General features: G+C 72.9%; 10 protein-coding genes and 1 pseudogene. 6 read left to right on the top strand and 5 right to left on the bottom strand.

Annotation, left to right across the window (positions count from 1 at the left end):
• Nucleotide 1 precedes the first annotated feature (1 nt).
• The 3 genes from RIN75_RS24100 to RIN75_RS24090 are packed head-to-tail and all read left to right on the top strand — an operon-like array spanning nucleotide 2 to nucleotide 3891.
• The gene (locus tag RIN75_RS24100; protein WP_375296011.1) at nucleotides 2-949 is read left to right on the top strand and encodes an AAA family ATPase; all 948 of its coding nucleotides are present in this window, start codon (nucleotides 2-4) and stop codon (nucleotides 947-949) included.
• A 3-nt stretch (nucleotides 950-952) separates the two neighbouring features.
• Nucleotides 953-1984 (top strand): DUF58 domain-containing protein, encoded by a 1032-nt coding sequence (locus tag RIN75_RS24095; protein ID WP_309114274.1) that lies wholly within the window; start codon nucleotides 953-955, stop codon nucleotides 1982-1984.
• Entirely contained in the window at nucleotides 1981-3891 is a 1911-nt protein-coding gene (locus RIN75_RS24090; RefSeq protein ID WP_309114273.1) for a transglutaminaseTgpA domain-containing protein, read from the top strand. The genes RIN75_RS24095 and RIN75_RS24090 overlap by 4 nt, the downstream gene beginning before the upstream one ends.
• Before the next feature lies 1 nt (nucleotide 3892).
• Here the strand turns inward: RIN75_RS24090 and RIN75_RS24085 are convergent, their stop codons facing one another.
• Genes RIN75_RS24085 through RIN75_RS24075 form a run of 3 tightly spaced genes read right to left on the bottom strand, consistent with a single transcriptional unit; the run spans nucleotide 3893 to nucleotide 8636 of the window.
• Nucleotides 3893-5107, bottom strand: coding sequence for a protein kinase (locus tag RIN75_RS24085; RefSeq protein ID WP_309114272.1), 1215 nt, complete (start codon nucleotides 5105-5107; stop codon nucleotides 3893-3895).
• A 32-nt stretch (nucleotides 5108-5139) separates the two neighbouring features.
• The gene (locus tag RIN75_RS24080; RefSeq protein ID WP_309114271.1) at nucleotides 5140-5583 is read right to left on the bottom strand and encodes a hypothetical protein; all 444 of its coding nucleotides are present in this window, start codon (nucleotides 5581-5583) and stop codon (nucleotides 5140-5142) included.
• Between the two features lie 5 nt (nucleotides 5584-5588).
• Complete coding sequence (locus tag RIN75_RS24075) at nucleotides 5589-8636, bottom strand: hypothetical protein (protein WP_309114270.1); 3048 nt, start codon at nucleotides 8634-8636, stop codon at nucleotides 5589-5591.
• A 591-nt stretch (nucleotides 8637-9227) separates the two neighbouring features.
• Between RIN75_RS24075 and RIN75_RS44190 the strand changes: the two are divergent.
• Nucleotides 9228-9773 (top strand): annotated as a pseudogene (locus tag RIN75_RS44190) (hypothetical protein); the annotation flags it as partial.
• Between the two features lie 358 nt (nucleotides 9774-10131).
• Here RIN75_RS44190 and RIN75_RS24065 read toward each other — a convergent pair.
• Nucleotides 10132-10605: a hypothetical protein gene (locus tag RIN75_RS24065; protein ID WP_309114268.1), complete on the bottom strand. Its 474-nt coding sequence runs from the start codon at nucleotides 10603-10605 to the stop codon at nucleotides 10132-10134.
• Between the two features lie 6 nt (nucleotides 10606-10611).
• Nucleotides 10612-11454, bottom strand: a complete 843-nt coding sequence (locus RIN75_RS24060; protein ID WP_309114267.1) for a hypothetical protein — start codon at nucleotides 11452-11454, stop codon at nucleotides 10612-10614.
• A gap of 170 nt (nucleotides 11455-11624) precedes the next feature.
• On the opposite strand from RIN75_RS24060, the gene RIN75_RS24055 reads away from it, so the two are divergent.
• Nucleotides 11625-12317, top strand: coding sequence for a BTAD domain-containing putative transcriptional regulator (locus tag RIN75_RS24055; protein ID WP_309114266.1), 693 nt, complete (start codon nucleotides 11625-11627; stop codon nucleotides 12315-12317).
• On the top strand, nucleotides 12314-13477 hold the full coding sequence (locus RIN75_RS24050) for a protein kinase (RefSeq protein WP_309114265.1): 1164 nt from the start codon (nucleotides 12314-12316) through the stop codon (nucleotides 13475-13477). Before RIN75_RS24055 ends, RIN75_RS24050 begins: the two co-directional genes overlap by 4 nt.
• Nucleotides 13478-13528: the final 51 nt, after the last annotated feature.

Here is a 13528-nt window from a genome sequence, read left to right as displayed (position 1 = left end):
CGTGGCCGTGCCGGTGTCCACCCGGGTCTACCAGGCCATCGCGGAGAACGTGCAGCGCGTGGTGCGCGGCAAGCCGGAACTGGTGCGGCTGTCCGTGGCCGCCCTGTTCGCCGAGGGGCACCTGCTGATCGAGGACGTGCCGGGGCTGGGCAAGACCACGCTGGCCAAGTGCCTGGCGCGCAGCGTCGGCGGCACGTGGAACCGCATCCAGTTCACGCCCGACCTGCTGCCCGGCGACATCACCGGGGTCGTGGTGTACCACCAGAACACCGAGCGGTTCGAGTTCCACCCCGGCGGGATCTTCGCCAACGTGGTGCTGGCCGACGAGATCAACCGCGGCACGCCCAAGACCCAGTCCGCGCTGCTGGAGGTGATGGAAGAGCGGCGGGCGACCGTCGACTCCGTGGAGCACGAGGTGCCCAGCCCGTTCCTGGTGGTGGCCACGCAGAACCCGATCGAGATGGAGGGCACCTACCGGCTGCCCGAGGCCCAGCTGGACCGGTTCCTGATGCGGCTGTCGGTCGGGTACCCGGACCTGGCGTCCGAGGTGCTGGTGGTGATGAGCGACCGGGCGCGGGTCCGTCCCGAAGACCTCTCCCCCGTGGTCGACACGGCCGAGCTGGCCGAGGCGATCGAGGAGGTGCGGGGCGTCCACATCGCGCCCGAGGTGTGCGAGTACGCGGTGCGGGTCGCGGTGGGGACGCGGTCGCACCCGGCGGTGCGGTGGGGCGCGGGTCCACGGGGCAGCATCGCGCTGGTGCGGGCCGCGCAGGCGTACGCGGCGACGGAGGGGCGGTTGTTCGTGCGGCCCGACGACGTGAAGGTGGTGGCGGAACCGGTGTTGGCGCACCGGTTGGTGCTGACACCGGACGCGGAGCTGGCCGGGCGCGGGGCCGCCGCCGTGGTGGCCGAGGTGCTCGCCGCGGTGGCCGTGCCGCCGGTGGGCTGAGCGGTGCGGCTGACCGCGCGCGGGGTCGCGGTGGTGGTGGCGGCCCCGGTGTGCTGTGCGGTGGGGATCGTGGCGGGGTATCCGCTGTTCCTGGCGTTGGGCGGGCTGCTGGCGGGGGCGGTGCTGGCGGGGTTCCCGGGGGTTTCGCGCCGGTCTCCGGTCGAGGTGACCCGGTCGGTGCACCCGGTGCGGGTCGAGCGGGGCAAGCCCGCGCTGGCCACGCTGTCGGTGCGCAACGCGGGCGGTGGGTTCACCGCGCGGGACCGGTGCGGGCGGCACGTGCGGCGGGTGGTCGTGCGGGCCGACGCCGTGTACCGGTACGAGTTGCCGACCTCGGAGCGGGGCAAGCACGTCGTGGGGCCGCTGGTGGTCGAGCGGACGGACCCGTTGGGGTTGGTGCGCAAGGACGTCGGCACCGGTTCGACGGCGACGCTGTGGGTGCGCCCGCGCCGGCACCCGGCACGGCCGTTCGCCGCCGGGCACCGCCGGCACCACCACGAGGGCGCGGCCGGCGGTCCACGCGGTTCGCTGGACCTGCGGGACGTGCGCGAGTACGTGCCCGGGGACGAGGTGCGGCTGGTGCACTGGAAGTCCAGTGCACGCACGGGGAAGTTGATGGTCCGGGATTACGCCGATCCCGAGCGGCCTCTGTTGGCGGTGTTGGTGGACACGCGGCACTCCGAGTCGTTTGAGGACGTGGTGGAGGTCGCCGCGTCGGTGTTGCACGCGAGTGCGGTCGCCGGGTACCGGTGCCGGCTGCTGACGCCGGGTGGTGTGGATGTGTCGGTGGATGGCGGTGTTCTTGCGGGGCAACGGTTGTTGGACGAGCTGTGCGTGTTGCGGGTTTCTTCCGACGGGGTGTTGCCGGCGCGTCCGCCCGGTGGGTTCGTGGTGGTGACGGCGGGCTCGGTGGAGTCGTTCGCGGTGTTGCGGCCGGATGTCGTGTTGGCGCTCGGCGGGGCCGGTGAGGTGCCGGGCGCGCGGGTGGTGCGCGGGGTGGACGCGGCCGAGGTGGTGCGGCGGTGGAACGCGTGAGGATTGCGGCTTTGTTCGTGGCCGCGGTGGTGGCGGGGTTGTTGTTCGCGCCGGTGTTCGGTGTGGGGCCGTTGCTGCTCGCGGTGGGGGCGACGGTGGTGCCCGCGTTCGGGGTCGCGGTGTGGCTGCGCGAGCGGGAGGCGTGGCGCGCGGTGGGGACCGTGGTCGCGGGGCTGGCCGGGTTGTTGGCGGCTCTGCGTCCGGCTGATCCGGTGGGCGCGTTGGTGGTCGGGGCGACGGAGTCGTGGCGGTCGGCGTTGCAGTCGACGTGGCCGGTGCGGCCGGAGCCGGAGGCGTTGGTCTTCGTGCCGTTGCTGGTGCTGGTGGCGGCGGTGTTCGGGGTGGAGTTGCTGCGCCGGGCGCCGTTGGCGGCGTTCTTGCCGGTGCTCGCGGTGGCCGGGTTGAGCCAGGCTTATGCGGCGGCGGGCTGGGTGACGGCGGTGGCGGCCGTTCTGGCGTTCGGGGCTTGTGGCGCGGTGGTCTTGGCGCGGCGGGTGCCGTGGGTGGCGTTGGCGGCCGGGCTCGTGGGGGCCGCGGTGTTGGGGTTGGTGCCGACCGGGCCGGCGTTGTCGTTGCGGGCGCCTGCCGGGTTGGCTTCCTCGCGGGTGACCAGTCCGTTGGTGGAGCTGCCGGCTCGGTTGGCGCAGCCTGGGACCGCGGTGTTCGAGTACTCGGCCGGGTCGCGGGTCGAGCGGTGGCCGATCGCGGTGCTGGACGAGTTCGACGGCGTCAACTGGACGCCCGGGGTTTCGTTGCGGCGCATGGGGACCGGGTTGCCGCCGGGTGGGGGTGTGCGGGTGCCGACCTCGTCGCGGTCGGCCGTGGTGCGGCTGCGGGACATGCCGGGTCCGTGGCTGCCGAGCCAGGCGTGGCCGGCGACCGTGGAGGGTGTCGATCCGCTGGTGGACCCGGAGCGGGGGACGTTGCTGGCCGAGGAGCGGGTCGGCGAGTACCGGCTGACGTGGTGGGAGCCTGCTCAGGTCGACGGTTTGGCGGATGCGGCGATCGATCCGGGTGCGCCGGGCGGGTTCGGCGGGGTGGGTTCGGTGCCGCCGGAGGTGGGCGCGTTGGCGGAGCGGGCCGTGTCGGGGACGCGGTCGTCGTTCCGGACCGCGTTGCTGCTGGAGCGGTTCCTGCGGGAGAACTACGAGCTGGTGACCTCGGGGCCGTTGCCGGTGGGGCACGGTTGGCCCGCGCTCGAACGGTTCCTGCTGCGCGAGAAGCGCGGCACCAGCGAGCAGTTCGCCGCCGCTTATGTGGCGTTGGCGCGGATCAGGGGTATTCCGGCGCGTCTCGTGGTCGGGTTCTCGTCTCCTAGTGAGGGGACGGTGGTGCGCAACGGGGACGCGGTGGCGTGGCCGGAGGTGGCCGTGGCCGGTGTGGGGTGGGTTGCGTTGGACCCGACCGGGGCCGTTCGGGGCTCTTCGGACGACGGGGTGTCGCGGGACACCGAGCGGGCTCGGGAGGAGTTGCCGCCGGTCGGGGAAGTGTCCGAGCCGCCGTTGCCGCCTGAGGTCGTGCCGCCTGCTTCAGAGTTCCCGTGGGCTTGGGTGGTCGGGGTGCTGCTGGTTGGCGGGGTGGCGGCGGTGCCGGGTGCGGGGGCGGTTCGGTCGTGGCGGCGTCGGCGCGTGGGCACGGTCGAGGCCGCGTGTGCCGAGGTGCGGGACCGGTTGCGGCGCAGTGGGTTCGCGGTGACTTCGGCGATGACCGTGCGGGAGTGGGGTGCGGTCGCGCCCGAGGGTGTCGGGGGTGCGGTGCTGCGGTTGGCGGATGCCGTGGACGACGGGTTGTGGTCCGGCGCCGGGGTGGACGCGTCGGGGCGGGCGTGGGAGGCCGTGCGGGAGGCTCGGTCGGGTTTGCGGCGGTTGCCGTTGTGGGTTCGGGTGCGCGCGGCGTTCCGGTGGTGAGTCACCTCGTGCACTTGGCGGAGCGGATGGGGTGGGGCTTGCTGTGGTAGGTGTTGCGGCCGTCGGTGCCCTGCACTTCGAAGCAGTGCTTCCGGTTCGGTTCGACGGTGATGCGGGCGGTGCGGTCGCGGGTCTCGGGTGAGGGGAAGTTGGGTTTGCCCTCCGGGGCCGTGATGACGACGTAGTCGAGGTCGGGGCCGCTCCAGGTGATGGTGACGTGGTCGCCGGCGTCCTGTACTTCGATGACGTGGATCTGCGGGGCTCGGGGGGCGCTGACCGCGGGGGCTTGGGGGGACGGTGCGGGCGGGTCGTCGCGGAGCAGGAGTAAGGGTGCGGCGGCGAACAGGGCCAGGGCGGCGGCTACGCCGAGGATGAGGCCGATGCGCTCCCGGCGGTCGGTGTCCGGTAGGGGTTTCGCTTCGGCGACTTGGATGCGCTTGCCGGTCGGGCGGGGAACGCCTGTGGGATCGGTGATGGTTCGCGGTTCGGTGGCGGCCTGGGGTTCAGTGGCGGGCGGCGCGGTGGCGGGCGGCGCGGTGGCGGTGATGCGGTCCAGTTCGGCGAGCACGTCGGCGGGTCGTGCGTCGGGGTCGCGGGCGAGCAGTGCGTGCACCAGCTTCGCCAGGCCCAGCGGCACGTCCGGCCGCTCCAGTTCGGGTGCGGGTTCGCCCAGGACGCGCAGGGCGTGCTCCTCGGGGCCTTCGCCGAGTCGTGCGGGGTGCGGTGGCTTGCCGGTCAGGGCGAAGAACAGCACCGCGCCCAGCCCGTAGTGGTCGGCCCGGGCGTCCCGGACGGCGTCCCGCACGGTCTCCGGCGCGGCCCACTCGACCGGCGGCGCCACCGGGAAGGCGTCGCGCAGGACCAGACCGCCGTCCGCCAGCACGGGTTCGCCGGTGGCGCGGAACAGGACGTTGTGCGCGGTGATACCGCCGTGCACGAGTCCTGCGGCATGTGCCGCCGCCAGCGTTGTCGCCAAGGCGCGTGCCAGCGCCAGTGCCTCGGGGATCGGGAGCGGAGCGGTGTCCACCAACGAGAGTGGACACCGCTCCGCCTGCACCGTGAACCGCCCTTCGATCACGTCGGTGCCGTGCACGACCCGGGTGCCGGGCACTCGCGACCAGCGGGCGTTCTCGCGCTCCCAAGCGGACCGGGTGCGCCGGTCGAGGTCGCCGGGGAACGCCTTGAGCACCACTTCGGGTTCAGCTGAAGTCACCATCGCCGTCCATGGTCCCAAGTCGGCCCGAGGACTCAATCGTCGGAGGAGGTCTTGCGCCGGGCGGTGAACGTGGGCTGCTCGCCCCGCGCCCGACGCGCCGCCTCCTGCTCCCACAGCGCGAACGTGGTGCGGCGGATGTGGGTGATCACCTCGAACTCCTCGTCGGTGAACCGGCGCCGCTCCGCGTCCTTGCGGGCGTAGAGGGTCTCGATCGCCGCGTACAGGGCGAAGACCGGGCCGTCGCCGGTGAGCCGGTCCTCGCGGACCAGTTCCGTGCGCAGGACGAACTCGTCCTCGTCGATCCCGCTGATGTCGGCGGTCGTGGAGGCACCGCGCACCCGTCGCAGGACGTGCTCGTCGGCCGGGTGGAACTCGCCGGTGTCCCAGTCGAGCAGGGACCCGCGCCAGGTCCCGTCGGGCAACTCGTCGATCACGAGGGTCCGGTCGTAGTACATGTAGTACGAACGCTCTTCCACCACCATCACCGTCCCTCTCGCCGGTTGACCGTCGGGTCCGCCGGTCGGCCGCCCGCCTGGATGAAGGCTTCCGTGTACAGGATGCGGGACTCCGTTTCCAACAACGCGGACAACGCGGTCTCCTCGGGGTACGGGTCGCGACGGGCTTTCTGGCTGAGCACTTCGAAGTCCCTCCGCACCTCGTAGGCGCGGTGTTCGTACTCCGAGATCTCCTCGATCGGGTCGGCCTGCAAGCGCAACTCTCCCACGTGGTACCTCGGCTTGCCGTGGGCGTCGGTGCCCATGTCGAGCTGGATGCGCAGCAGGATGTCCCGGTAGCCGGCCCGCTGCGGCCTGGTGAAGCGGTCCTTCATCTCCACGATGCGGATCGGCGAACCGGGCCTGCGGGTGGCGTCGAGGACCGCTTCCAGGCCCCGGTAGACGTCGTCGACCGTGGCGAACCGGATGGAGGAGGCCGTCAGGTCCGTCAGCCGGCTCACGTCGCCCCCGTACTCGGTGATCTTGTCCTCGGCCCGGCTCCGCTTCTTGGGTTCGGGTCGGGGTTTGACGCGGCCCACGCCCAGGTCGTCGACGACGGCTTGCGCGAAGCCGTTGAGGACGGGGGTGAGGCGGGCGGAGTCGGCGTAGAGCTGGTCCAGGTACTCGCTCCTCCGGGTGGCGTTGTCGGCCCAGGCCTCGGCGAAGCCCTGTTGGCGGAGGTCCTGCGCGTCGAAGTCCCTGGTGACCGTGGTGACGTCCCGGACGACGGCCGACTGGTGGTCGGTCAGCACGGCCGGGGAGGGTTTGGGGGTCGTTCGGAAGCGGTCCACGATGTCCTGGGCGTTGCCGTTGGCCAGGGCGTCCACGGCGGCTTGGACCATGGCGAGGGCCTGTGGGTTGCCGACGAGGCCGGCGAGCGTCGCGGGCCTCTGTGCCAGCGCTTCGTCCAGCGGCCGAACCTGCTGCCGCATGGCCTCGACCGCCGTTTCCGGGCCGTTGTCGGGTTGCGCGGCGGGGGTGTCTCCGGTCGGCCGGGCGGCGGAGGCGTTGCCGGTCGGCCGGGCGGCGGGGGTGGTGCCGGTCGGCTGGGCGGCGGGGGCGTTTGCGTCATGACTTGGCTGCGCGGGTGGTGCGCCCTCGTCGCGGCTCGGTCGCGCCGGGCCGGTGTTCTCGCCGCTTTCGCCGTTTCCGCCGCTCTCGCCGTTCTCGCGGTCGGTCTGGGCCTCGGTGACCCCGGGTTGTGGGCTGCCCGGTTCCCCGGGTTGATCCGCCTCGTCGGGAATGTCCGATTCTTGGGGGGCGTCGGGTCGTGACGGCCGTTCCGGGGTGATGGGGTTGGTGCCGCCCGGTTCCGGGCGCGGCATCTCCGGTGCTTCCGGGTCGGCCAGGGTGTCCGGGTTGGCCGGGTCGTCGAAGTGCGGTTCGCCCTCGCGGATCGTCGGCGTCTCCGGTTGCCGCGGTCCGCCGGGTTCGCGCGGTCCTTCGGGCTTGCCCGGGATTTGCGCGGCACTGGCGATCCCGAGTGCGACCACTTCCGGAGCCCGCTTGAACACCGGGTGCCGCGAGGGTTCCGGGGTCGTGCGGGTGTTCGGGGTGGTGCGCGGGGGCGGGTTGTCCGGGCTCTTGCGGGTGGCCGGGGCGTCCGGCTTCTGCCGAACCGGCGGCGTCCGCGGCACGTCCACGCTCACCGGCCCCCTGGCCGGCACGGTTTCCAGCACCCGCGCCTTCTCCGGCACCGCGACCCGCTCGGGCACCGCGACCCGCTCCGGCACCGTGGCGTTCTCCGGCACCCTGGCCCGGGCCTGCTCGGGGGGCTTGGTCGGAACGCTCTCGCGCGCCTTCGAACCCTGCGACCGCACCGCCTGCGTGGCCTTCTCCGCCGCCTGCTCGGTGCGTGCGAGACCGCTTCCGCCACGAGCCGCGTGCCGCAGCAGTCCGGCGCCCTTCAGCGGCGTCACGCCGACCGCCGTGAACGCGGCCTCGGTGCCGAAGTCATCGCAGTTCTTGCCGCTGCCCAGGCAGTCCTTGCCGGTGCCGTAGAGGTCCGACTGGCCCAAACCGATCACGGTGTCGCCGGCGAGCGCGGCGGTGCCGGCGACGGCCTGGCCGACCTCGACCGGCTGCACCTTGCCGTCCTTGACCGTCTCCTGCCACTGGCGGCCCAGGTCCTCTGCGTTGTGCTCGACCTTGGACTTGGGGTTGAAGACGGTGATCCTGCGCCCGTCGGGCAGGGTGCCCTCGTCGACGGCGAGGCCGTCCTTGAGCCGGTCCCGGACGTCCTTCGGCAGTTCCCCGCGGGAGACCGCGACGACCTGGTTGTCCCGGGTGCGGCCGACCGACACGTCCGGGCGCTGTTTGCCGGGCAGCTTCTCCCAGTGGTCGACCTCGACGGACTGCCGGTAGTTGGTCACCTCGCCGCCGACGACGGCGGACATCGAGGCGTCGACCGACTTGGACGGGTGGATGTAGTCCTGCAACGACATGTTGTGGACCACGGACTTCCCGGTGCGCGCGTCGGTGATCCGCGTCTTGTTCTCCGAGACCCGCTCGACGACGTGGACGGGCCGCTGCCCGGGGGTCTTCCCGGAGATGGCGTCGTGGTAGTCGGCCTGGCCGCGTGCGATCTGGAGCTGGAGCTCGCGCGCGGCCCGCTGCGGGGCGTACTGACGAGCGGTCTCCGACTCCTTCTGCGCAGCCGCCTCACCCCACCGGAACGACTGCGACCGAACCCCGGTCGGCGGCGGCGCGGGCGAGGTCGGCGGCGGCGCCGCCACAACCGGTGCCGACGGCTTGACCACCGGCTTCGGCACCGGAGCCGCCGGCACACCCGCAACCCGCTGCGCGGCGTACTGACGAGCCGTCTCCGACTCCTTCTGCGCAGCCGCCTCACCCCACCGGAACGACTGCGACCGAACCCCGGTCGGCGGCGGCGCGACTGGTCCGGCGGCCGGCGGTTTGGGCGCGGCTTGAGGCGCGACTTGGGGCGCCGGAGCCTTCGGCAGGGGCTGGGACGCCGGCTTCACGCCCGGCTCAGCCGCCGACGCCGACTTCACCGCCGACTTCGGTGTCGGCATCGCGGGCCGGGCAGCCGGCGGCACCCCCTTCGCCGCCGGCGGCGCAGGCCTCACCCCCGGCGGCACGGACCTCGCGGCAGGCAGCACAGGCCGGGCAGCTGGCGGCACAGGTCGTGCGGCTGTTGGCGCGGGCCTCGCGGCAGGCGGCGCGGGCCTCGCGGCAGGCGGCGCGGGCCTCGCGGCAGGCGGCGCGGGCCTCACCCCTGGCGGTGCGGGCCTTGCCGCCGGTGGCACGGGCCTGGCGACGGGAGCTGCGGACCGGGCAGCCGGCGGTGCGAGCCTTGCGGTCGACTTCGGTGTCGGGGGCTTGCCCACCAGCTTGGGTATCGGAGCCTGCCGGAGACCCGTGACCCGTCGTGCCGCGTACTCGCGTGCCGTCGCGGATTCACGCTCCGCCGCCGCCTCCGCCCGACGCAGCGACTGCGGCAGTGGCTTGGGTGATGAGGCGTTGGGCGGTAACCGCTTGGGCAGGGCGCGAGGCGAAGGGGCCGCCGGGGTCCTCGCGGTGGACCGCATGACCGGCTTGGCCCCCGTCGACCTGGCACCGCTCGACCCGACCGGGGCCGGGGTGTACTGCGACCGCGCCCGGGGTTGGGGGGTCGGCTTCGGCGGGAGGGGCTTCTTGCGGTCGACTCGCGGAGGGATGTACCTGCCCGGCGGCTGCGGCACACGCGGAGACGCCCGCGGCGGCTCGGGCACCGGCCTACGCGGGTTTGCCTTCGGCGGCTTGGGCAACTCCGGCCGGCGAGGAGTCACCCGCGGCGGCTTGGCCAACTCCGGCCGACGCGGCGTCACCCGGGGCGGCTTCGGCGTGTTCGGCTTCCGCGGGGTCGCCTGCGGCGGCTTGGGCGTGTTCGGCTTGCGCGGAGACGCCTGCGGCGGCTTCGGCACACCCGGCTTCCGCGGGGTCGCCTGCGGCGGCTTCGGCACACCCGGCTTGCGCGGGGCCGCCTGCGGCGGCTTTCGGGGAGGTTGCTTTGGGGTTGCCTTCGGCTTTGGTACGGGGTTCGGGGTGGCCTTGGGTTTGGGGGTGGTCTTGGGTTTTGCGGCGGGTTTCGTCCCGGCCGGCTTCTTGGTGACCGGCTTCGTCGCTGCCGGCTTCGTCGCTGCCGGCTTCGTCGCTGCCGGCTTCGTCGCTGCCGGCTTCGTCGCTGCCGGCTTCTTGGCGGGCGGCTTCCGGGCGCCGGGCTTGGTCCCGGCGGGCTTGGTCGCTGCCGGCTTCTTGGCGGCGGGCTTCTTGGCGGCGGGCTTCTTGGTGGCCGGCTTATTCGCGGCGGGCTTCTTGGCGGCGGGCTTGGGCTTGCTCTTCGCGGGGGACTTCTTCTTCGCGGCGGGCTTGGGCTTCGACTTGGCCGGTGCGGCGCGGGAGGTGTTGTGGCCTTCCTTTGCCGACCTCGGCTCCGCCTGTGCCTCCTGACCGCCCAGAGCTCCGAACGCCAGCGTCAACAACCCGCCCGACGCCGCGTACAAGGCCGCCCGCCGGATCGTCCTTCGCTCAATACCCACGATCGGCCTCCCTCCGCGCCTGCCGACGTTCGTGCAGCTCGATCCCGAGCGACCGCCCCATCAACCCGCCGAACAGACCCGCGGCCACCCCGGCCGCCAGCGCCGCCGGTAGGTCCACCACCAGCGCGGGCACCACACCGGCGACCAGGGCCGCGGACACCCCACCGATACGGCCCGCGGAGGCACTGCTCATCGGTTCGCGCGACACCACCGGCGACGCGTAGTGGCGGTAGTGGCCGTCCTCGTCCTCGTCGTCCTCGTCGTCGTCGAAGAACTCGGCGTCCAAGTCCAAGTCCAACTCCGAGTCCTCATCGGAGTCCTCGTCGGAGTCCTCGTCGGAGTGGAGGTCGTCGGCCGAGTCGTCGGGGATGACGATGTAGTAGGAGTTGTAGGGCAACGTGTCCGCGTCATCGGACGACGAGATGTAGTCGTCCAAGGGAATGCGTGCGTGCTTGGTGTCCATCGGCCATCACCCGCTGTGCGCCGAGACGGAGATGGTGACCTTCTTGCCGCCCTTGTCGCCCTTGTCCTTGCCGCCCTTGTCCCCCTTGCCGCTGTCCTGCAACCGCTTGGCCAGGTCGGGCGACGTCTGAACGGTCAGCACCGACGCGGCCTTCGGCTTGTTCTTGGACTTGGCCTCGCGCTCCTTCTTGCGCTCGTCGTCCTTCTGCTTGCGCAGTTTCTTGACCTCACCGCGCTTCTCGTCGTACTCCTTCTTCGCCTTGGACAACTCGCCCTCGGCCCGCTCCACCTTCTTCTTCGCCTCCCCCGCCTCCGCCTTGGCCTTCTTCAACGCCTCGTCCGTCGGCGACGGCTTCTTCTCCTTCTTCGGCGTCGACAGGTGCACGACCACCTCGGCCTTGCCCTCACCGGTCGTCTTCACCTCCGCGTGCGCCACCGAAGCGACCGAAGCCGGCGGCGGAGGCGGGGGCGTCTCGGGCTCCTCGGGCTCGGCGATCACCTTCTGCACGGGCGACTTCACGACCGGCTTCGCCACGGGCCGGGCGACGACCGGCGGCGCGGGCGGCGCGGCGGGCTCCTGGGACGCGGCCTCCGGCACCGGAACGGGCTTCGGCGCGGGCGGCGGGGTCTGGGCGACCGGCGGCTGGGCGACGGGCGGCGGGGCGGGCGGCGACGACGGCGTGGACGGCGTGGACGGGGAAGGGGAAGCGGACTGCGCGGCCGGCTTCTGGTCCTTCTTCTCGTCCTCCGCGGCGAAGACGTTGACCGCGGACGCACCGATCGCCGCGGTCACCAGGCCGGCGACGCCGTACAGCGCGGCACGGCGCAGGTTGTTCCCGGATTCCTCCATGACTCCTCACTCCAGGTAGGCGGAAACGCGTGCCGGGACGGTCACACCCCGCGGTGCAGACCCGATGCAGAACCGGTCGACCCACCGCCCCGCCGACTGCACCGCCGCTGGACACCCCGCCCCTACGGTCGACGCGAGAACCGAACGACCGAGGAGAAGGAGCGACGCGCATGTTGTTCCGCGTACTGGGGCCGCTGGAGGTCGTCCACGCCGACGGCCGCCGCGCCGACATCCCGCCCGGCGCACCGGAGCGCGTCCTGTCCGCACTGCTGGCGCGCCCCAACACCTGGGTCGGCGTGGACAGCCTCGCCGAAGCGGTGTGGCCGGAAAGCACCACCGCCCCCACGGACGCCCTCTGGCGCCACGTGCACGACCTCTGCCGCCGCATCCCCCTCCACGACGGCACATCGGCGCGCATCGCGAGCATGCACGGCCGCCACCGCATCAACATCGCCGAGGGCGAGCTGGACAGCGCGGTGTTCGAACAGCTCGTCCGCGACGGCCTCAACACCCTGCCGATCGACCCCGAAACGGCCGCCGACCACTTCCGCAGCGCCGCACAGCTGTGGCGCGGCAAGCCTTTCACCGACCTCGACAGCTACCACAGCCGCGCCGAAGCGACCCGCCTCACCGCCCTGCGCTGGGCCGCCCTGGACGGCCTGGTCGACGCCATGCTCATGATGGAGCACACCGCCGGCTCGGTGTCCCTCCTCCAAGCCCTCACCGTCGAGGACCCCAAGCGCGAACGCACCTGGCTGCGCCTGGTCGAGGTGCTGACCCACGCCGGCCGCCCGGTCGAGGCGGAGGCCGCGTTCCGCAAGGCTTCACGCGTGCTGGACACTCCGCTGAGGAGGGCGTTGTGAGCGACGACTTCGAGCCGCTGGGCACCGGACCCACCGCGACCGTCTACAGTGGACTCTATCTGGCCCTCAAGGTCTACCCGCCCGTCGACCAGGACGTCCTCGACGCCTTCCACGAGGAACAAGCCGCGCTCGTCCCGCTAAGAGACCAAGCCCCGATCCTGCCCGTCGACGAGGTGATGGACGCGGGCGACGGCCGGCCCGCGCTCCAGATGGAACTCTGCTCGACCTCCCTCGCCGGACTGGTCGCCGGCAGCGGCCCCCTCCTGCTGCCCGACGTCCTCTCCGTCGGTCACGCGGTCGCGTCGGCGGTGGCGGCGGCCCACCGGGTCGGCGTCGTGCACGGCGGCCTGACCCCGCACAACGTCCTGTTCCACCCGTCCGGCGCCCCCGTCGTGGCGGACTTCGGCTTGGCGCTGCGCCGCGCTTTCCCCGTCGTCACCGGCGAGTACACCGCCCCGGAGACCGCACGGGACGGCACCCGGGACGAGCGGTCCGACCTGCACGGACTCGGCGGCGTCCTGCACCTCGCCCTCACCGGCGCGCCACCGAACGCGGAAGACGTGACCTGGCCGGACGCCCCGCCCGAACTCGTCCGGCTCGTGCGGCGACTGCTCGCCGACGACCCGGCCGACCGCCCCTCGACCGCCGACACCGTGGTCCGCCACCTCTCCGCCCTGCTCGACCCCAACGAACCCGAGGAGGAGACAACACCACCTGAGGACACCGAAGAACCGCCCGCGCGGCGCAAGCGGGTGCGGGTCCGGACCGTGGCGGGGATCGTCGCCGCCGCCTCCGTGCTGGCGACCGTGCCGAACCTCATCCACGACCAGCTCTCCGACCCGCCCTCCGCCGCACCCGCCAAGCCGGCGACGACGACCACCACGACCGCGGCAGCCACGACCACCCTCACCCTGGCCGACCCGACCGACGCCGGCGCGCACGTCGACCTGGCCTGGGAAGCCCCGGACGGCTTCACCTTCGCCGTGGTCGTCGCCCCGGAGAAGCGCGCCCCGCAGGTCCTCATCGCCCACCGCAACCGCGCGATGCGGGTGCCCGTCGAGGCCGGCGTGAAGTACTGCTTCCTGGTCCAGGCCACGGACGGCGCACGCGTCCTCGAAACGAAACCGAAGGCGATCCGCGGCGCGACCTGCAAGGTCTGACGGTTGAAATCGAATCCTCATGATCCGGCTGTGACAGTGGTGCCGTCGCCG

The organism is Saccharothrix sp. (assembly GCF_031180885.1).
In the GTDB taxonomy this organism is placed as follows: Bacteria; Actinomycetota; Actinomycetes; order Mycobacteriales; family Pseudonocardiaceae; genus Actinosynnema.
This window is presented reverse-complemented; position numbering and strand designations above follow the sequence as displayed.